Origin of the sequence: Achromobacter sp. JD-1 (assembly GCF_038594925.1) — a bacterium.
Taxonomy (GTDB): domain Bacteria; phylum Pseudomonadota; class Gammaproteobacteria; order Burkholderiales; family Burkholderiaceae_B; genus Achromobacter; species Achromobacter spanius_C.
On sequence record NZ_JBCGCS010000004.1, the window covers coordinates 95,225 to 114,313 of the forward strand.

A 19,089-nucleotide genomic window follows, 5' to 3' on the forward strand; every position below is an offset into this window, starting at 1 on the left:
GACACTAAAGACGATATCGGAATGCATCAAAAAAGCCCCTTGATTGGGGCTTTCTTTATTGTGGCTTGGCTGTCTCTATTCCTTGGCTCACTATCAAATGCTTGAAAGCTAAATAGGGCATGTTGAAATCAAAGTAGCCGTAGAGCTCTTTGGCCGTGTAGTCCAAGGTGTTGACTTGGTTCTCTTTGAAATAGGCATGTAGCTCGTCTATGGCGTCCTGTGGAACGTTCTTGTCTAAGCCTTTCAAGTCTTGCCACCATATCTTGCGACTCCAAACGGTTTTGTATGGAATGGCATTTTCATACAAGCGAGTTCTAAAGGTCGTGTAGTTGATGCTCTTGTCTTTTGCCTTGCACTCGTTGAAAAGCTCTCTCATTGTCTTGCTTTCTGTCTCTACCTTTTTCAAGTGTTGGGCGAACCATGACTTTGTCTTGTAGGGTAGTTTTTCTTTGACAAGGATAGCTTTGAGTTTTCTTGTTCCACCGTCATAGCCAGTTTTCTCGGCAAGCTGTTCTAAGGTGTAGTTCTCGGTCTTGAAACGTCTTAAACGGGCTGCAATGGTGCTGATGTCCTGTTCCTTGACCTTGGCCTTGTATTTGGCTTGGTAGGGTCTAAGACTGACTCCAAAGGCTTTCAGAATACGACTGACGTTTGCTGCTGATTGTCCTAAGTATTTTGAGATCGTTGGTGCTGTTATCCATTCGCCTCGTTCATCCATATCTTTAATGATGGCAAGAATGTCCTGCACGTCATTTCTCTTGTTGTTTTGCATGTTGTCTCCTTTTTCTTTTTTGTGGTTATATAGTTATACAAAAACAATAGACAAAATCAAGGGCATAGAGTAGGCAAAATGGAAAAAGCCCCTTGATTGGGGCTTTGCTGTTGGTACTGCTGCTTATGGTTTTCTGTTAATCAAAGACATTAAGATTGGGCTAGGCTTGGCCTGCTTTGCTGTGTTCTTGTAAGTCTTGTTTTTGTATTCAGCTTTCTTTTTTGTCTTTGGCTCTAGGTTGTCAATGTGTTCGTAGACAGCTTTCTTAATCGCTTGCATAAGATACGCTCTGTAAGACATGCCATTTTGAATTTCAAAGTTTCTTTCATGTTTCAATATTGAATGGATTATGTTTCTAGTTCTGCCTGAACGGAAAGAGCCTTGATAATTTGTGTTTTCCTCAAGGTCTTTCAATGAGATGTTGAAATTGGCACGATTAGAGCAATAATCATTCAATGTTTTTCCATCTGAATTTTTTTGTTGGTAATCATTGCTGTCCAAATCTATTTCACTGACAATCCACCCATCTCTTGTTGCAGGCTCCACTTTTGATGTTGCATAGAAACATGATGCATGGTTTCTTAGCCAATACGGTGAAATTGCCATGAACTCATCTTCGAAAAGCTCTTTAAATTCGTCTTGAACAAAATGCATCTCGTCAGTGAGGTGAAAGTCTCCATCATCTGTGATATTGATTTTTTTAAGAACATCAATGTTTTGCCTTGCTAGGATTAGAATTAAATCTTTGTTTTTATCTGTTAACAGTTCTGCGTTTGGTAGTCCATCAATGCGACTTAAGATAATGCAGTCATAGGCGGCTTGTTGGAATTCGTAGTTGGCTGAGTTAGGATCGGCAATTAGTCTTGTAGGAACATCAATAAATTCAAGCTCTGCCCCGAATGGGCTATTCTCTGATTTTTGGTTTTCTTGTGTCATGGTCTTTCTCCTTTGTGTTATTTATATATTATTAAAATGAAATCAAAAAGCAATAGATGAAATACAAAATAATTGATTTTCGATATCCTTTGCCAATGAAAAAAGCCCCATCGTTTGGGGCTTTGTTTTATGCAATCTTGACTCTTAAATGGTCGGGCATTGTTTTGTATAACTTTCTCAATTCAATGGCTGAAAGTTTGCCGTCTGTTCTTGCTTGAGGTTTAGGCTTGTATCTGTTCAAGATTTCTTGAACAAGTCTGACATTCAAGCCGTCTGCTGAAAGAGCCTTGGTGCATCTGAATTCTCTTTCTGTCTCTGTCAAAGACTCATCCACTGAGTAGGCATTGGTAATGGCAATGCGCTTTTGTTCTATATCGTCAATGATTGTGGCCATCTCAAAGTTTGTGAATGCAACCGCAGAGACTTTGTAGATTTGCTCAATAGTTTCGTATTTACCTCTTGTGATGAGTTCTGAAAGACAACTTGAGAAAACAAAAGGAACTTGCACTTGACCAATGACAAAGTTCAAGATGCCTTTTGTTGGTTCTGCATTCATGGCAACCAATACAAATAATTCTTTTGATTTTTCGTATCTGTTATCAATCGCATTCCATAGCACTTGGAACATAGATAGATTGCCGTGTTCTGTGACTGCAACGATTAAGTAAGGCTCTAATTCATCCACTCCTTTCAATGGCTCTGTCAATGATTTCTTGAATAACTCAAAGTCGTTGCTCTCAATTGCATTAAAAGCATTCTCTAAGTGGATAGGCTTAGTTCTGATTGTTGTGATTGTCTTAACTACGTCTTTACCACTTTCTTTCACTGTGGTTTTAATTGTGTGCTGCTCGTAGTAGTCATCAAGACTCTTGATTGTGGTTGAGTTGTTGGTTGTGAAAAACTCTTTAATTTTATTAAGCATGTCGCCTCCTTTGTTGTATTTATAGTTATACAAAAATGACAAAGAAAATCAAGAGCCGTCCAAAAGAAAAAGCCCCAATCATGGGGCTTTTTTATTAGATATTGATATTAAGGCTCTTTGATTTGGTGTGAATCTTGGCAGGTTTTGAGGTGTGCCAATTCTGTCTGACTTGTTCATCTTTATGTTTCTTGTCAATCTCTTTCACAAGTTCGTCAAAGCCTAAAGTGTGCAAGCTGTCTCTCAATTCTTTGCTTACTTTCATGCCTTTGGAATGGATAAGGAAATTGGTCAATAGCTTGTTGTGTGCGTTGGTTGAAACCATACGGTTCATGCTCAAGTTGTTCCTGCGAGACTGAACAAAAAGCTGTTGTCCTGGTGTGGCTGTATAGCTGTCCTCTCTGTGCAGTTCGTAGGTAGCTTGGTCAATCTTGGCTTGTAGAGGCTCTAAGTCAGTCTCTTTCATTCGTTCTACGGCTTGGGCAAGACGCTGCTTGTGCTGTTCCTCTACCTGGTTGTCTATCAAGTCTAAAAGTGCTAACTGAGCAAAGTGCATGTTGTCTAAATATGCAGCATCGTGTGATTGCTCCATAAGCTCTTTGATAGTGGCTTTGTCTTTCTGTTCTTGGTTCATAAAGTCTCCTTGTGGTTATTGTTTTAATATACAAAAATGATTTGAAAAATCAATAGCGATTGACCAAAGAAAAAGCCCCTTGATTGGGGCTTTGTTTATTCCTGCAAAATCAAATCAATGAATTTTTTAAGCTCGTCCTCAGACTCTTGGCAATATCTATCTCTTTTTATCGTTTCGCCTTGAGTGTCTAAAGTTATTCTTGTCAATCGTCTTTCAAATGGTTTTCTATGTTGGCTGTAGATTGAAATGATTTGGTTGTCGTCGTCAGCCTTGATGTCAAAGTGTTCAATTGAACTGCCTGCTTTGGAAAGCAATTTTTCTGTGAAAGACTTTGAGAATAGGTGGTCGTTGTTCATGCTGCCACCTGTTCGCTTTTGGCAAGCTTTTGAATTCTCATTTTTGTAAGTTCTGATTCGTCTATCTCGTCATAGATGTCAACAATATCTAAGACTCTTTCAAAAATCTTTCTGTCGTGCTTTTCAATGCTTGCTGCCTCTAGGTCATAAAGGGCTGATGCATAGGCTCTTGTTGTGTCGCATACGAATTGATTTAAGAATGCTTGTTTTCTTGCTGCTGCTGATAATGTAAATGTGCTCATGGTTTTCTCCTGTTGTTGTTTTTGTTTTTTGTGAGTGGTTTAGTTAAAGATTGCATTCCAAGCTTTGTCCATCGCATTGAATAAGTGAGCAACTGCAATCTCAAATAATTCAATAAGTGGTTTCTTGAATATGAATGCGCCGATTATTCCGATAATTAAGTAGATCATGTCTTTCTCCTGTTGTTATTTATATATTATTAAAATGAAATCAAAAAGCAATAGATGAAATGCAAAATAATTGATTTTCGATATCTTTGTCTTTGATTTTTGAAAAATCGACCTCTCAGAATCGTCTAGGTTGCGTCAAAAGCTTGTGGTCAATGGCAGAGTGGTCTGAGCGTGGCAAATGCGTCTATGAGGCTGTTAGGTGCCTTGGTGGGCATTTCTTGAAAAGTGATTGTTTTAGGCAAAGAAAAAGCCCCTTGAATCGGGGCTTTGCTTTTATCTCTTGCATTTTGCTTTGTTTTCTATAGTTATCTCGTCTAAATCTGTCTTTTGATAGTTCAATTCAAGAACACATATACGATAGTTTGTGTTTTCTCTTTTGAACTCGTCAACATACTTTCTTACTCGTTTCAAGTCTGAGTCTGATAAGTTGTTTTTGTCGTTAAAGAATATCTTTGTCTGTCCGTCAATGACTTGTGCTGAGACAAGTGTTTTCTCAATGACTGTTGAGGTTGCTGCATAAGCTGTAGATGTGAAAGCTATGGCAGTGAATAAGGTTGCTAATACTGATTTCATTTTAGTTTTTCTCCGTGTTGTTGTTCTTGTTTCTTTCTTTCAATTCCTCAATCAATCCTTTGTAGACTGAACGATTGGATAAATTATCTAAGCCTGCTGTGTAGAGTGTTCTTGTGCCAAAGTTGGGCTGTTTGCTTGTATCAAGAAATCCCTCTTTGCCAAAAAATTCAAGTTTATGTTGTGTGTTCATTTTTGTTTTTTCTCCTTTCAATCAAAAATTGGTGTCTGACAATCTTGGTCGCGTAGGTAGCGGTCAAGTAGTGCAGTGTCAGTGCTGCTTTCTGCTCATATAAATCATTCTCGGCTGCTGCATTCAATAAAGGCTGAACGTCTGAGGCCATGTTGATTGTTCTTGTGTAGTGCAAGCCGTCATGGTGGTAGTTGAATTGATATTCAATGTTTATGGGTGTGATTCGCTCATGCATGATGGTCACTGCATTGAACATGGTGCAAGGCTTGCGGCCTGCGCTTGTCTCATAGATAGCTGTCAAATCTACTCGGCCAATCCACTCAGTAAAGAATGTTGGAATTTGGATTTGTAGGTGTTTGTGTGTTGTGAAACCTGGCTCTGTCCAATACTGAACAAGTAGCTCAATCTCTTTTGAAATCTGTGGGTTTCTCTTTGAGATAGATTGCAACCACTCAATCACAAGTTCTTGATTTGTTCGTGGCTTTGGTTTTCTAAATAGTCCAATCATTGCTTTCTCCTGTTGTTATATTTACTTTATTAAATACAAAAGAAAAATCAAGAGTCAATAGATAAATGGATATCTTTGTAGATGGATAAGTCTTGTTGTTTGTCGTGTGCCGTAGGTGGCTGTTTGAGAGCGGCTTGACCGACTCTCTCAACCGCGTTTGTATGTTGGTAAAGTCCTCATTTGAAAAAAGAAAAGCCCCGTAGGGCTTTCTCATATCTTAACGACCTTAGTCTTTTGTTTTGGCGGCAATGTGGCTTTGAGTTTTTGATTGAGGTGGAGCTTTTCAATGTCGTGTATAACTTGTTCTTTATCAATCGTTCTGCCGTCTAGATATTGAATAATCATGCCATTGGCTATGGATTTTTTTGCTAATTCAAGAATTGGTAGGATTTGTAGGCTGTAGTTGTTCTTGATAAATCTTACTGTTGTTACCGTGTGCATTGCATGGTGAGTTTGTATTTCAGTAGCATTTGTCCAGCTTTTAGCTATTTTTCGATACTTGCCAATGAGTTTTCCACTGTAGTGTTTTGGTAGCTTTTGCACTTGTTTTTGGAAAACTTTCTCCAAGACATCGCATTGATTTATCTTGTTAATGATTTCACGGTGTAGCTCGGCAATATCATTAAACAATTTTGCTTGCTCGGCCATTTCCTCTCTTGGGTTTAGGTTCTTTGATAGTTCGCATACTTTCTCAAAAATAGCAGTGATGGCGGCTTGCCTGTCTGAAAGCTCTGTCAATGTTCTTTCTGCCTCACTTTTTCCTATTGTTGAGTCATAGATAAGCTTTGCAGAAATCAAAGCCAAGACTGCGATGTATATGTAAATTGGTGGCATTATTTCTCCTTGTTGTTATCTTTATCTTATTAAAATCAAAAGATAAAGCAAGGATTTGCCTTGAACTCGATATCAATGATTAATAAAAAAGCCCCTTTGGTTGGGGCTTTTTTGTTTATTCGCTTTGTTGTTCGTCTCGGTTCGCATATAGCAGGCCGCAAAAAACTATAAATATGCACAAGGTTTGATAAATCGTTTCAAACAATGATGTTGATGTGTTGTATGAGTGGATTAGAAACCAAATTGTGTATAAAGCTAGGTATATCAATATTCCTGGTGTAATCTTTCTTACAAATTTGTTTATTTTATCTGTCATGTGTTCTCCTTTTGATTTGGTTAATTTGGTTATACAAAATCATAAAAAGAAATCAATATCTAAATCAATTATTTTGTCTATCAGAAATAAAAAAGCCCCAATCAAAGGGGCTTTCATTCAGTAGAAAATGCCTGGTCGGCAGTTGCTCGTTTCGTTGTCTGTAAATCTGAACCTGTGGGTTCCTGCATAGCTGTTGCTGTTCAAGTAGGTAAGGTCTAGCTTGTATTGCCCCATCTGGCTCATTGCGCTGACGGTTTGCGTTGCCTGGGCTATGTGTGCCTCCACCTGGTCAAGAGTCCAGCCGTTGACCTGCTGCATGTGCTTTTTAGTCTGTTCCTCATAGCCTTGTTTTTTGGCAAGGCCAATGTGAACTGCCTTGTGGCAGAGAGGGCATAGGGAACGGATACGCATGAGTTTCTGTGTGCGTGTCACATGGCTAAAGCTCCAATCCTCATGAGCCTCTAGGGCGTGTCCAAAGCCCTGCTTGTGGCCGTTGCTCTTGCATACCTCGCATTGCTTAGGCTGTAGCTTGTATAGCTGTCTGTTGAGGTCGTGGGATCTGTGGGCTATGGCTTGCCAAGTCTTTTGCTCCACTCTAGAGCGAACATTCTTGCCGTGCATGTCCCTTGGAATCATTTCTGATTGAATCTTGCCGCCTGTCGGTGCTGCAACGATTGGTCCGAATTTTGGTTTTCTTTTCTTTGGTATGGCTCCCATATAAATGAGGAACATGCCAAATAAAATTGTCGTTATTGTTATCATTGTCTTTCTCCTTTGTATTGATTACTTATACAAAAAAGAAAGATTTAATCAAGAGCAATGAAAAAAAGAAAAGCCCCTTAGTCGGGGCCTTTTTTATTTATCGTCTTGATTTGTAGGTTTTGCCTAATTTTGGCAATTTCTCGTAGAGCTTGTTTGTTTGCCATGCGTGTTGCATTCCTATTTGTTTGCTTATTTCATCAATGGTCAAGTCTGTGGTGTCTAAAACCATTAGCTTGCTGTCCCAAGTGGATTTTCTTGCATGTTTGAACTTGAGATTGTTCTTTCTCAAAGTCATCAAGATTGAATGGTAGTCTGTGCGGCTCTTTAGATTGAGTTTGGACATGATTTGTTTGATGTTCATGTTCTCAGTGTCTAAAGCCTGCAATGCTGCCAAGTGCTTAAATGGCTTGGTGGTGTCTTTGCGCTTGAATGGCAGATTGTTATTTCTGACTATGTAATAGACATGTGCAAGGGAAAAGTCTTGTCCTACTTTCTCCCATAATTCTTGCACTGTCGTTTGCTCGTTTGCAGTCTCTATGATTGCCTGCACTGTTCCTTTCTTATTATTCATTTCTCTTTATCTCCATATATAAAAGTAATCTGTTGTTGTGAACCTCGTTTTTTTGTATTCCGTAATCTCTGCACTAACTAGGCTGTAGTCATCGTCTGTGAAAAGCTCCTTTAAGAACCTCTCTGACTCTTTCCATGCTCCTAAGTCTGAGACTGAGGCAAGAGCAAGGGTTAGTTCCTGCTGCACCTGGCCGACTGTGTAAATCGTTTTAAGCTCAAATTTGGTAGGTTGGCTTTGCTCAAGTTCTCTTTGCTCGGCTGCCACTGTCTTAGCCTTTTTGATTTTGTCTAGCATGGCTTGTATGTGTGGTGGGTAGGTTTTCTTTGCCATATCAAGCTCTCCCTAAGATGACTAAGTATTTGTCGTGTTGTGCTTGAGCTATAGAGCGTAAAACTGCAACATCGTCTTTCTCTGAGAATTGCCCTTGATAGGTTTCAAAGCCAAACATTCTTTTGATAAGGCTGATGCATTCAGCTTTGGTCATTGTGTTGAAATTTCTCATTTTTTGTCTCCTGTGGTTGTTGTTGTTAAATAAGAGTGCCTAGAGTTTTTGTAATTGCTAGATAGATTGCTGTGCCAACAATCACTAGGAATACAAAGAGCTTGATTTTTTCTTTCATTTGGCTGCTCCTTTGGCAATAAGGTTTTTTGCAGCAGTCAAGTTGTCAACTACGCCTTGGCCTAACTGTGCATTGATGTCCATGATGGAAAGCAAGTGAGCATTGATTTTTTCTTGTGTAGCTCTGTCGTAGCTGCCTGATTTCTTTATGACTTGGGCAACGTCGTCAACTTTCTTGTTTGTTTCAATATCAGCCTTGGCTTTTTCAAAGCCATTTTCCATAGCATCATGGATTTCCTGAGCTTGTTGTTCTTGAGTCTTGGCAGGGACATTATTGATAGATACTGCTGCAATGTCATTCAAAGAATGTGGGTTGCTTAAATTTGAGCTAGTTGCAAGGTTTCCGAAAATGAATGCTGATACCAATACACAAGAAAACATTGTTATCCAATATCTTTGTCTCTGACTTAAAACGGCACCCTCTGAGTTTTGGGCGATGTTGTCAGCCCATTGCTCAAACTTTTGCTCTTTGTGTTTTCTTTCTAGGGCCAATTCCATTCTTTCAGTCTCAGTATTAACTTGCTGCTCATTCTTAAAATCAAAGTCAAATTCTTTGGCTCTGTTTTTTCTGATGGACTGTTCTAGGTGGGGAATGTTGTAGCTGTCATAGTTTTTGTTTTTCTTGTTTAGGAATGGCAAGCTGTCAAAGTCGCCATCTTTCTCTGTTTCATCGGTAGATAAATTGATGCGAGAAAGGATTGAGTCTTTTGACTCAAAAACGCCTTTGTTTCTGAAATCTTGGACAATTGCATTTGTGTTTGCTTTTCTTGTTTGCATGTTCTCTCCTTTGTTATTTATATATTATTAAAAACAAAGAGAAAAGCAATAGCATTTCTAAATAAAAGTCAACTCGATATCTTTGTGTGCGTCTTTTTGATGACTGAGTGATAAAAAGATTGAGTAGATGCGTTGATCTATCTATCTGTAATCAGTTTATTGATTTAACGGGGATAGACATGATTGACACACAAGCAAGAATTGGTAGACCCAAAACAAGCCCTTTGTCTAGAAAAGAGCAAGTCGCTTTGGCTCAACAAAGAAAAAGGGATGCTGACAAGCTTGCAGGACTCAAGCCTTTGAATGTCAATATTTCAAAAGAGGCAAAAGGTTTTGCTGATGCTCTTTGCTCTATCCACAATCTCACTCAAAAAGAATTGATTGAGCGATTGCTTGATAAAGCCATGAGGCAAGGCAGTCTGTTGGCTTAAAATTTGGGTCATGGAAAGACATGACATTGAGGGTGCAATTGGTGTCTGCACCTTGGACGACTTACACCTAGCCCTGAGTCTTGATGACTTGTTGGGCATGCCTCTTGAGGCCAAGTGGCTTGCACTCAACCTCATGCGGGTCAAAAGCCCTGAGACATTCGCTAGGGTTGACCTCATCCACCAATTCACGCCTGAGAGGGCTGTAGCCCTGTTGGTGGTGTCCTCTGTGGGCAATGGGGCCGGCGAGCTCGTCAAGGTTCTGTTCCAGGCTGCACCTGGTCAAAGGCAAGCTGAGGCGCTTGTGACTGCCTATTGCCTCTATGTGGCCTGTTTCCGTCTTGAGACTGTGGCTGAGTGGTCGCCCAACTCTTTTGCTGAGGCTCTAGAGCAAGGGGATTTCACTGATGAGGGGTTCAAGTGGTTCTACCTGCTCCACCTTGGCCGTATGGCACTCAAAGAGGGTAGGGACATCGTGCCTGCTCGGATAGGTAGCAATCTGCACTTATTCTCCCATGAGCATGCGACTGACCTGCTGGACTCCCTCAAGGCTCTGCAATCGTTCGTGAGGGACTACCCAAGGGAACTGCTCAAACACATAAGCGACAAGCGATTTAAAGCCGTTCTAGGCTACTTGCAGGACATCGGCGCCGTTGGACATTTGGACATTGATTTTGATAGTTCTGAGACTGTTTTAAACCTCTATCATTAATCAATCTAAAGTTTTTTTCATTCATCTATATCAACACTCTTGACTTTGCCGTTCGTTTTTGTATAACTAGATTACTACCAAGGTTGATGCCAACTGAAAAGTTGAACTCAAGATAAGGGCCACACTGATAGCGTGGCCTTTTTTCTTTGTGCTTTTACTTTAATACTACCTGACGTAGAAAAATGTGTATAGCCGAAAATTTGAGCAACTTTTCCGCATGGCTGATGACTGGTAAAATGGCTTGTTTTCAACTGACTTGGGACAATCATGAGCCAACACTACCAATTAGATATTAAATTTCAAGACACATCTTATTTTTCATTAATTAGAGGTTTAGAGGAAATCTTGGAAAAATTAAAGAATGATGAGGAAAAAATACAATTTGGAGAAAAATTGGTTTATGAAAGTTCTTATGTTGATGAACCTGATAATGGAAATTATTTATCAACAATAGAAACAATCAAAACATAAAGAAAAAGAGCCTTTGGCTCTTTTTTTATGAACTGCTTTTCTAAATTTTTGAAAATAAATTCATTAATTTCTACGTCAGGTAGACTTTAATAAAGTTGACAATCAATAATTTTTTGCTTTAATAATCTGATTAGAGTTTATGCGTCAGCCTTGGTAGGCTCCCGATTCGGCTCTATGTTGTGAATGAACACAAACTTGCGCAGGTAAAAATATTCTTTCAATGATGTTGATTGATAACTGGAAAAGGCGATAGTGTTAGGTAGCAAATCAATCAGCAATGATTGACAATGAGGCTAGAATGGACCAAATAACAAAGCCCAACGTATTAGCAATCAGAGAGACACGGTTATTTGTGATATTAAGATCACGAACTCTCAAAGCAAAAACACTTATTTGATTTTTGCTCAGTCATGTAGGCACTACTAAGGATTGAAAATTGCTCCCCTTGCCAAATTTATTTTTTGGCTTGTGGGATTAGCTTTGTCAATGCTTAGTAGTGAATGAGCAAAGCGAATGAACGAATAAGCTTGACAAAGTATAGTAAACATCATCTATTCATTTGAATAAATCATCATCAAAGAGAATTCTTTAATCATCATCTAAGCATAAATGAACTCGTAGAGGTTTCACGTTAGTGAAATAAAAAAAGGAACGCGCCGAAAATTCGATATCGTTTGCTTTGTTTTATCACTTGATTGTTTTCTGTGTTTTGCTAATATAAAACAAACAACAAGGATAAGAACATGGATGCAAGAAATTTTGATGCCCTTTGCGCATACTTAGAAAAAAATGACTCTCAAGATAGTTTGAGAGGAAATACAAAAGATAGAGTTGCTTTGACTGAGTTCAAACTTAGCCCCCATCAAAAGGCTCGTCTGAATTCCTCTTTTTCTTGCATTCAAAAGTTTTACTATGGCAATGGTGCAAATGCTTATCGTCTTTATGCTCCTATCGCTTTAAAGGGTCTTTTTGAGTCTCCTGTGATATGGATAATGAAAACTGAGATTGAGCATTCTTTGCCTGCAAAGGGTGTCAAAACAAAGCCTGTGAAAATCTGAGGATGTAGAAATCAAACAAGTCGCTTAGGCGGCTTTTTTTGTGCCTGTAGTAGTGGCTGTAAGGCTGCTGGACGTGCTTGAGGCTCTTGACCAGGTGGAACTATGCCCATGCCGTAGCTCGAGGCCGTAGGTGGCTGTTATGGGACCGGCTCGCCCGTGTCTCCTAAAACGGTGGCATGTGGGTAGAGTCTTTGGAAAAAGAAAAAGCCCCGTAGGGCTTTCGTTGTTTGTGCTGCTGTCGTCAGACTTAGATTGTCATGAACGGTGTAAAAGCAAACTCAAGCTCGCTTTCGTCCTGTAGGTCGAGCATATTTAAAACAAGGTCTTTTTTATTTTTTCCATAGAACTCATACTTTAGATTTCTTGTTCTGTTCTTGTGGTAGACGGTTAGAGTCAATTTGAATCTGTGCAAAGCAATGCCATTGTGTATATCTTTCTCAAGCTTTAATTGTGCTGCGATAGCATTTTCAAAGCCAACTACCATGTCAGCGGCTTTCTTGATTTCTTTCAATGTAATACTGTGCTTTTTGACGATTTTCTTATCCATTTTTGTCTCCTTTGTTTTTCTTGGTGGATAAGATAGTTATACAAAATTGAAATAAAAAATCAAGTCAACCATTTGACTGTTGACATTCATTTTTGTTTTGCTAAAACTAGAGCATGGGGAAAGATTTAATCCTAAATGAATCTTACAATTATTATTATATGAAATCAATGTCTCACAAACAAGAAAGAACCTGCCCCCCATGCAGGTTTTTTTCTTTGGTATATCTCATTTGAAAATGTGGTCTAGGCTTTGACTCCACGCAAACATTGCAGGCTTAAGAGTTGGCAAAGGAATGCTGTAGAAAAGAGCCTTGCCATAGGCTGCATTGACTTGTGAGGCTGCACCAGGCAACTTGCTCAATCCTCCTGCTCTTTGAACCAATTGCTTGTATTCCTTTATATCCATGACAAAGAAACTCACAAAGTCGGTTTCTGCCTTGTTCGTCCATCCATAGAAATAGAAATCAGCCCATAGGTGCTTGAACTCTCCATCTGTTTGGTTCTCTCCCCCAAAGTCGTTGTATAGCTCCTGCGTGAAATCGCCAAAGACAAGCTTGTCGTTTGTTCTGTATTTCTCTTGAATTGAAAAATTGACTTTGGTAGTCAAACTCTCAACCTTAGAGTCAATGCTTGCCTCTTTGTCTAGTTCTAAGCTGTTTAGTTTTTCAACTTTGAATTGGTCTTGATAGTATTCGTCAAATATTGATTTGATGATTTTGTGTGCAGGCTTTCTCATTTTTTCATTAAAGCCTAAAGTTTTCTCAAAGGTGTTCATGTCATCGCTCCTGTTGTTTTTGTTGTATGAGCATCCATACTTAATACTTATACAAAAAACAAACGAAAAATCAAGAGCTTGAAAAATGGACAACCAAAGAAAAAGCCCCTTGAGTTGGGGCTTTGTTATTTCTGCGTCTTGGTCAGTGATTGAATGAATTCTTGCATTTCTAAGTGTGCTTTGTGCTGCATTTCAATTAGCACTCTGTCTCTCACAAAAAACATTGCATTAATAGTTGATAAAGCAGTCGCGTTTTCTACGATTTCAATTTCAGGCAAGTTGTCAGGATTAGCTTGCAAGTAATTCGCTAGAGTTCGCGCATAGACTTGGTAGTAGCCATAGTCAGCACAATAAATCTCCATGAGGAACATTTGAAACTCAAAGCCATTGTCAAAGGAACTTGCAAGACAAAGAGGCTTGCTGACTTTCAAGCCTGTTCTTTCACTTGTCCTTGTGATGTATTTTCCAATGTAGTTTGATTGCATGATTGCTCCTTGTTTTATTGGTTATACAAAAACAAAGAAAGAAATCAAGAGTCAAGGCTGTCAATGGATATCAATAGGCAAGAAAAAAGCCCTGTCGGGCCTCTTTCATATCTTGTTTGGTTTTGCTTTATTCTTTGGCGCTAGTTTCTTGGAAAGCTTTTTGTTTAGCTCTCTGATTTCAAACATGTCTTTGACTGCATTGTATTTATCTTTGTTTGCTATCACTTTTATTTGAGCCTTGTATTCAAGGTCTTTCTCAAAAATAAGCCATTGCAAGAACTCTGTATTGCCTAAAGTATGGCTATAGCAAAGAGTGTCAAACCATTGGGATTTTTCAAGCCCTATCTTGGATAGCTTGATTAGTTCTACATGGTCAAAAATGTAGTCAAGCAAGTCATAGTTGTGTTGTCTGATTGCTTGGATAAATACTGAATGCATGGCGAACTCTGAAAGATTGAGGTTTTCAAATCCTGCTCTTTCGTGAATACCTTTGAAAATAAACAAGTCTCTAGCTATTGCATGTAATGAGTCTCTTGAGTTGTTGTATTGCAATGTGTAGATTGCATAGTCAATGACATCGGTTTCTATGGTTGGTTTGTAGCTGCCATCCTTTTTATAGCAGTTGTCGTTTCTGCCGTTGAGACTTTTGGCATAGTCTTTCTTGTTGTGGTTCATGATTTCTCCTGTTGTTATTTATAGTTTATTAAATCAAAAGAGGAAATCAAGAGATTGCCAAAAATTCGATATCAAAGGCTGTTGACCTGGTCTTGTCCTGGCGAACACCTGGAAAGATGAGCATGGTGTTGCCACGGCTTACACCATTTGGAACCTGTTGCCTACGGCTGAAAACAAAGCAAGGGTTCTTGCAAAGCATCCCAATACAAAGTTCTTGAACGATGAACTTGACGGTTGGGAAACCCTCAAAGCACCTCGCAAAAAGTAAAGCAGACTCAGCAATAGAAAAAGCCCCTTGATTGGGGCTTTCTGCATTTCATCCATCCCTTTCATTGACAAGCCGGTTTTACATGCTCATGCCTTTGGATTTCTTGACGGTTCTGACGGGCTTTGGCTTGTTGTATGGCTGATTGGCTATCTGTTGCTCAAGCTGCTCTTTCTGAGCCGTTTTAAGAGCCTCTACGGCACTCTTGCAGTATTTCTCTGCTACCTGAATGTAGGCAGGCTCTACGGTCGCACCGTGCTTGATAAGGGCTTGGGCTGTCTCGTTATTTGAGTGCCATAGGGCCACGCCCAAAGGCTGCAAGATGTAGTCGTGATTGACCTTTTCCCCTTGGCCTACGTGGTAGTCAATGTGGGCTGCGGTGCCTTGGGCTGCTGCTGAAAGCATGGTGGTCACGGTCTTAAGGTCTGAGCCTGCTGCATCACTGGTCACAAGACTGATAAATGCCTCTTTGTAGAGTGCTTGTTCGGCCTGGTCGCGGGTGCTGATCGCCTCTATGGCCATCTCCTTGCCTGCCACTTGGAAAAAGTGCATGTCCTCGGCTGTTGGGTGGTAGCCGGTGTCTACGATGGCCTGCACAAAGGCTCTGTCGTTCTCATGGTCGCTTACTGACCCTATGGCATACCCAAGGCTTACGCCTGCCTTGTTGAGCTCCAAAACGGTTCCTACCTGGTGCGCCTTTGACGCTGCAAACATGGCATCTACTTTTGCGTCATGGGTCATGGTTGGGTAGTAGCTGTTTGCCATCATGCGGGTGGTTTCAACTGAACCTTTGACTGCTGCATATTCCAAATTCTCTCTTGTGAATATGTCTGAGGTCCAACCTTGTCTTGATAACAATCTCAAATTGTCTATGTTGTCAGTGTCAATGTTTTCTCTAACAATTTCGTGAATTGATTTATTCATATTTTCTCCTTTATGATTGTTCTATAGTTATACAAAAAAACAAACATAAATCAATAGACAAGCACAAAAGAAAAAAGCCCCGTAGGGCTTAAATTTTCATTCCTCTTGATTGAGACTTTGCTTTGGGTGGCATCTTGTTTTGGAAATTATGATTTTGATAGGCTTTAATCAAAAGGATCTTGGACTCTGAGAAAAGGTCATTTACCTCGTCAATCCACTCTTTGGTAGGTGGAACCATGCCTTTATGAACAAGTAGGTGCTTAAGAATGGTCAAGTCCTCAATATGGCTTGCACGGCTCAAGGTTTCCAATGTTGGCTCTGCTCCATTCTCAAGCATGTAGATAGCTGCGTTTGTATGGTCGTTCTCAATGAAATCATTGAGGATTGGGCTGTAGTTCTTGGCTCCACGTTCGGCAAGAAATGGCAAGTAGCATGGGTTATCGGTTGCGGCTCTATAGACAAGGTATTCGTCATCTGCCGTGGCATCTGCACCATGCTTAAAAAGGTATTCAACATAGAAATCATCGCCGTTTTCCATAGCAACACCACAAGAGCCTGTGCTTGGCACAACTCCTTGCACCTCAACGATTTCTTGAACCACTGAGAAAGCACGGGCATTGACTGCCCACTCAAGAGCCTCTTGGATGTCGTATGTCTCATCCTTTGCCTCAATCATCTTGGCTTGGTGTTCTCTGAATTCCTCCAATTGATTTCCTGCTGCAAGTTGCTGTAGGTATTCTTGTGGTTCAGGTGTGATTTTTGAAAAGCCTGCCTCGGCTCCAAATGGGTCATATTCGTCAAAATCAATCATCTTTATTCTCCTTAGATTTTCATTTTTTGGGTTGTTGTTGTGGTGGTTCTTGCTTGGTGTTTCACAAGCAATTTGTCTCTCAAGTCTCTTTTGGCTAGGGCTTGATTGATTTCATTGATTGCATATTCATTGCCAGCTCTTAAATTTTCAGGGCCTTTATTAAGCCTTTGCCTATCCTCTTGGGTTAGGTTTCGCTCTGTGTGATTGATAATGAAAAGCAATGTGTAAATGTGGTAGACGGGCATTGCCAATGCAATTTTCAAGTCAAAGTCCTTGTGAACGTAATCTTTGACCTCTTGGTAGTTATCGTAGCAGTGGGTCAAGATTTCCATGTAGTTGCTATTGAATCCTGTATTTGTTAAGCAGGTTGCAATAATTTGCCCATCAAACCTCATAGGGTTTGCACCTTTTTCTAAGAGTTTATAGATTAGGTGCATTTTGTTTGGTGTGTGTTTTACGACTTTATTAAACAAGTCAAGGTCAAGCTTGTCTTGTTTTTCTTGTGCATAAAATTCATCGTTGGTTAAAATTGTGTAGGTCATAATTTCTCTCTTATTGTGGTTGTGCTTTCATGTAGACAATTCGTTCGCCATTGACTTTCTTTTCTCCGTCTTTTTTGATTTGAGGAAAGATATTGGCAACACGCATCCAAAAGGTTGTTGAGTTCATCTGTTCAAAGTTGTTCTCGTCAGCCCATTGATTGAAATAATCAAAGACTTTCTTTTTGCTTGTGGTCTGTTTTTGCTCAGTGTCGTATTGGTAATTTTTCTCAGACAAGAACAAACGCACTTTGTCAGCACTGTTTTTCCATTCGTCCAAAGCTTTCTCAACCTCATCGGCAACTGTGAATTTCCACTTGTTCTTGATAAGACGTTGCAAGCCCTGCAAGCACCAAATAATGAAATCATCCATCTCGCTTTCTGCAATCAATTTTTCCAAATCAGGGATTGGCTCAGGGTTGCCGTTCTTGCCGTCAAATTGAGTGTCCCAAGTAATCAACTGAATGCGACGGAACAAGCCATCTGAAAAGTCATTGATGTGAGGCATGCCATTCATCAACATAATCCACTTGGCTGTTAGCTTTGCATTCTGTTTCTTGGAATAGATGCCTCTAAGCTCAATGGTGTCGCCACTGACTGCTTGCTTAAGGAATTCCTGGTCAAAGCCTGCTTTGCCTGTCTCAGTGCAATAGATAAGGCTAGAGCCAATCAAATGATTGTTGTATTCATGGACCTTGCTGATATTGACTGACACTGCTTTTGAGTGAGCCTTACTAAGCAAGTAAATCATGACGGATTTACCGTTTGCACCTTTGCCAATCCACATCTGCATAAGCTGCATCATGGTGGTGTTGGTCAAGGTATAGCCGCAGTATTCTTGAACCATGCTTTTCTTGGCACCTGTGCCCAAAGATGACTCAATGAATTTATGCAAGCGTGCATTTTTCTTTGGTGGGAAAGGTTTATCTTTCTCAGGCAACTTATAAGGGCCTGCTTTTTCCACTACCAAATCAATTTGTGTGCGAATAGGTTTACTTTTGTCAGGAACGATGCCAATGAAATCGCCTGTCTCAGCATCCAACTTAAGCCAATGCTTTTTAGTTGGGATGATGGTTTCGTTGGTGTCGGTGGTATCAAAACTCTTAGCAGTAGCCAAAAGCATTGAATAAATGCTGTTCAAATTCTTGCTTGTGAATTTGAGTGGGTGCTTTTCACGCAACCATGCGGCAATCTGTTCTTTGATAAGTTCCTCAGATTGCTCTTGCCAATATTCTTTGTTCCACTTGAACAATACTTGTCCGTCTTTCTTATAGTCCCAATGCAAGAATTGGCCTGGGGTTTTCTCTTGAAAGACATATTTAAACTCAATGGATTGAGTTTCTTTTTTCTCGTTATTCTTTGCCAATGCTTTGACTGCAAGAGCAATCATTTCAGCCTCGGTCAATTCAGGCTTTTGTTCTTTTGCTTGTGGTGCAGTTGTAAGCGCAAGTTGTTCTTTGAGTTCTGTCATACGGTTCCTTTGCTGTGTTTATTTGTGGCTCATCTCCTTTCAAAAGATTGAGCAAGGTATTTAATTAGTGAGTCTTTTTATCTAAGAGAAATTGGTATTTTTCAATCACAATGTCTGCGGCCTCTCTTAAGGCGTGGCTCACATTAATGCCTTTTTCTTTGAGTTCTTTTAATGCTTGTGTCTGTTCTACTGTGTAGCGAGTGGAACTATGCTTTTCTGATATTTTTGCTTTGTTTGTCATCTGTTTTCCTTTTGTCCTACTTGTCGTACAAAGATACTAAAATAAAAACTAATGTCAATAGTCTATGAATAAAATATTGAAATTTGTTTTCAATGATTTGCCCCATCTTTAGTTGGGGCATCGCTTTTTTCATACTTTGATTTTTTCAAGAGTCTTGAGAAAGACTTGAGAGTTCAAAGGGCAAATGTGATTTGTGGCAGGGTCTTGAATGAAAACTGAAATCAGCCTGTCGTTTACAACCTTTCGCTTAATCACTACCTCACGATTGAAAAAGAAATCACGCATATCCTTGGCAATGTTCATAAGAGGCTTTTCTTGAAAGATTGCCATGCCTGTGCAAGTGTTCTTGATAAGGGCGGTCAGTTGTGAGCTTTCATAGTGGGTTTTTGTGTAGTCCTGCTTTGCATGGAAAAGATGATTAAGTGCAATCACGTCATTGATAAGCTTGATTTTCTTGTTCATGATTTTGAGTTGTTCGTTCATTTGTTTTCCTTTCGTTTGTTTGATGTGT

29 protein-coding genes are annotated in these 19,089 nt (G+C 39.8%); 4 read left to right on the forward strand and 25 right to left on the reverse strand.

Features of this window, described 5'->3' with window-relative positions:
• Positions 1–55: 55 nt before the first annotated feature.
• The 15 genes from WBR68_RS08075 to WBR68_RS08145 all read right to left on the reverse strand — a co-directional run bounded on the left by WBR68_RS08075 (position 56) and on the right by WBR68_RS08145 (position 9,177).
• Complete coding sequence (locus tag WBR68_RS08075) at positions 56–772, reverse strand: hypothetical protein (protein ID WP_230693863.1); 717 nt, start codon at positions 770–772, stop codon at positions 56–58.
• A 123-nt stretch (positions 773–895) separates the two neighbouring features.
• Entirely contained in the window at positions 896–1,708 is an 813-nt protein-coding gene (locus WBR68_RS08080) for a hypothetical protein (RefSeq protein ID WP_230693864.1), read from the reverse strand.
• Between the two features lie 127 nt (positions 1,709–1,835).
• Positions 1,836–2,630 carry a hypothetical protein gene (locus tag WBR68_RS08085; protein ID WP_230693865.1) on the reverse strand — a complete coding sequence of 265 codons (795 nt, stop codon included), beginning with the start codon at positions 2,628–2,630 and terminating at the stop codon, positions 1,836–1,838.
• A 94-nt stretch (positions 2,631–2,724) separates the two neighbouring features.
• The gene (locus tag WBR68_RS08090) at positions 2,725–3,261 is read right to left on the reverse strand and encodes a hypothetical protein (RefSeq protein ID WP_230693866.1); all 537 of its coding nucleotides are present in this window, start codon (positions 3,259–3,261) and stop codon (positions 2,725–2,727) included.
• A gap of 95 nt (positions 3,262–3,356) precedes the next feature.
• Positions 3,357–3,617, reverse strand: coding sequence for a hypothetical protein (locus WBR68_RS08095; protein WP_230693867.1), 261 nt, complete (start codon positions 3,615–3,617; stop codon positions 3,357–3,359).
• Entirely contained in the window at positions 3,614–3,859 is a 246-nt protein-coding gene (locus WBR68_RS08100; RefSeq protein ID WP_230693868.1) for a hypothetical protein, read from the reverse strand. The genes WBR68_RS08095 and WBR68_RS08100 overlap by 4 nt, the downstream gene beginning before the upstream one ends.
• A gap of 441 nt (positions 3,860–4,300) precedes the next feature.
• A complete protein-coding gene (locus tag WBR68_RS08105) occupies positions 4,301–4,600 on the reverse strand; it encodes a hypothetical protein (RefSeq protein WP_230693869.1) in 300 nt (99 codons plus the stop codon).
• Between the two features lies 1 nt (position 4,601).
• Complete coding sequence (locus tag WBR68_RS08110) at positions 4,602–4,790, reverse strand: hypothetical protein (protein WP_230693870.1); 189 nt, start codon at positions 4,788–4,790, stop codon at positions 4,602–4,604.
• Positions 4,774–5,298 carry a hypothetical protein gene (locus WBR68_RS08115; protein WP_230693871.1) on the reverse strand — a complete coding sequence of 175 codons (525 nt, stop codon included), beginning with the start codon at positions 5,296–5,298 and terminating at the stop codon, positions 4,774–4,776. Before WBR68_RS08115 ends, WBR68_RS08110 begins: the two co-directional genes overlap by 17 nt.
• Positions 5,299–5,508: 210 nt before the next feature.
• Positions 5,509–6,132, reverse strand: a complete 624-nt coding sequence (locus WBR68_RS08120; RefSeq protein WP_230693872.1) for a hypothetical protein — start codon at positions 6,130–6,132, stop codon at positions 5,509–5,511.
• 433 nt (positions 6,133–6,565) lie between these two features.
• Positions 6,566–7,210: a hypothetical protein gene (locus WBR68_RS08125; protein WP_230693873.1), complete on the reverse strand. Its 645-nt coding sequence runs from the start codon at positions 7,208–7,210 to the stop codon at positions 6,566–6,568.
• A gap of 97 nt (positions 7,211–7,307) precedes the next feature.
• Entirely contained in the window at positions 7,308–7,781 is a 474-nt protein-coding gene (locus tag WBR68_RS08130) for a hypothetical protein (protein WP_230693874.1), read from the reverse strand.
• A gap of 6 nt (positions 7,782–7,787) precedes the next feature.
• The gene (locus tag WBR68_RS08135) at positions 7,788–8,111 is read right to left on the reverse strand and encodes a hypothetical protein (RefSeq protein WP_230693875.1); all 324 of its coding nucleotides are present in this window, start codon (positions 8,109–8,111) and stop codon (positions 7,788–7,790) included.
• 1 nt (position 8,112) lies between these two features.
• Positions 8,113–8,283, reverse strand: a complete 171-nt coding sequence (locus WBR68_RS08140) for a hypothetical protein (protein ID WP_230693876.1) — start codon at positions 8,281–8,283, stop codon at positions 8,113–8,115.
• A gap of 114 nt (positions 8,284–8,397) precedes the next feature.
• Positions 8,398–9,177 carry a hypothetical protein gene (locus WBR68_RS08145; protein ID WP_230693877.1) on the reverse strand — a complete coding sequence of 260 codons (780 nt, stop codon included), beginning with the start codon at positions 9,175–9,177 and terminating at the stop codon, positions 8,398–8,400.
• Positions 9,178–9,356: 179 nt separating this feature from the next.
• Here WBR68_RS08145 and WBR68_RS08150 point away from each other — a divergent pair, with 179 nt between their 5' ends.
• The 4 genes from WBR68_RS08150 (at position 9,357) to WBR68_RS08165 (ending at position 11,846) form a co-directional block, all read left to right on the forward strand.
• Positions 9,357–9,608: a RepB family protein gene (locus tag WBR68_RS08150; RefSeq protein ID WP_230693878.1), complete on the forward strand. Its 252-nt coding sequence runs from the start codon at positions 9,357–9,359 to the stop codon at positions 9,606–9,608.
• Between the two features lie 10 nt (positions 9,609–9,618).
• A complete protein-coding gene (locus WBR68_RS08155) occupies positions 9,619–10,317 on the forward strand; it encodes a hypothetical protein (protein ID WP_230693879.1) in 699 nt (232 codons plus the stop codon).
• Positions 10,318–10,584: 267 nt separating this feature from the next.
• On the forward strand, positions 10,585–10,788 hold the full coding sequence (locus WBR68_RS08160; protein ID WP_230693880.1) for a hypothetical protein: 204 nt from the start codon (positions 10,585–10,587) through the stop codon (positions 10,786–10,788).
• 743 nt (positions 10,789–11,531) lie between these two features.
• A complete protein-coding gene (locus WBR68_RS08165; RefSeq protein WP_230693881.1) occupies positions 11,532–11,846 on the forward strand; it encodes a hypothetical protein in 315 nt (104 codons plus the stop codon).
• Positions 11,847–12,093: 247 nt separating this feature from the next.
• Here the strand turns inward: WBR68_RS08165 and WBR68_RS08170 are convergent, their stop codons facing one another.
• The 10 genes from WBR68_RS08170 to WBR68_RS08215 form a co-directional block, all read right to left on the reverse strand.
• Positions 12,094–12,393, reverse strand: a complete 300-nt coding sequence (locus WBR68_RS08170) for a hypothetical protein (RefSeq protein ID WP_230693882.1) — start codon at positions 12,391–12,393, stop codon at positions 12,094–12,096.
• 225 nt (positions 12,394–12,618) lie between these two features.
• Complete coding sequence (locus tag WBR68_RS08175) at positions 12,619–13,167, reverse strand: hypothetical protein (RefSeq protein WP_230693883.1); 549 nt, start codon at positions 13,165–13,167, stop codon at positions 12,619–12,621.
• Positions 13,168–13,292: 125 nt separating this feature from the next.
• On the reverse strand, positions 13,293–13,652 hold the full coding sequence (locus WBR68_RS08180) for a hypothetical protein (RefSeq protein ID WP_230693884.1): 360 nt from the start codon (positions 13,650–13,652) through the stop codon (positions 13,293–13,295).
• A gap of 105 nt (positions 13,653–13,757) precedes the next feature.
• Positions 13,758–14,327, reverse strand: coding sequence for a hypothetical protein (locus WBR68_RS08185; protein ID WP_230693885.1), 570 nt, complete (start codon positions 14,325–14,327; stop codon positions 13,758–13,760).
• Positions 14,328–14,673: 346 nt separating this feature from the next.
• Entirely contained in the window at positions 14,674–15,516 is an 843-nt protein-coding gene (locus tag WBR68_RS08190) for a hypothetical protein (RefSeq protein ID WP_230693886.1), read from the reverse strand.
• Between the two features lie 88 nt (positions 15,517–15,604).
• Complete coding sequence (locus WBR68_RS08195; RefSeq protein WP_230693887.1) at positions 15,605–16,327, reverse strand: hypothetical protein; 723 nt, start codon at positions 16,325–16,327, stop codon at positions 15,605–15,607.
• Between the two features lie 11 nt (positions 16,328–16,338).
• Entirely contained in the window at positions 16,339–16,869 is a 531-nt protein-coding gene (locus tag WBR68_RS08200) for a hypothetical protein (RefSeq protein WP_230693888.1), read from the reverse strand.
• Positions 16,870–16,879: 10 nt separating this feature from the next.
• A complete protein-coding gene (locus WBR68_RS08205; RefSeq protein WP_230693889.1) occupies positions 16,880–18,337 on the reverse strand; it encodes a DNA primase family protein in 1,458 nt (485 codons plus the stop codon).
• A 64-nt stretch (positions 18,338–18,401) separates the two neighbouring features.
• Positions 18,402–18,578, reverse strand: coding sequence for a hypothetical protein (locus tag WBR68_RS08210; protein WP_230693890.1), 177 nt, complete (start codon positions 18,576–18,578; stop codon positions 18,402–18,404).
• A gap of 129 nt (positions 18,579–18,707) precedes the next feature.
• Positions 18,708–19,061: a hypothetical protein gene (locus WBR68_RS08215; RefSeq protein ID WP_230693891.1), complete on the reverse strand. Its 354-nt coding sequence runs from the start codon at positions 19,059–19,061 to the stop codon at positions 18,708–18,710.
• Positions 19,062–19,089: the final 28 nt, after the last annotated feature.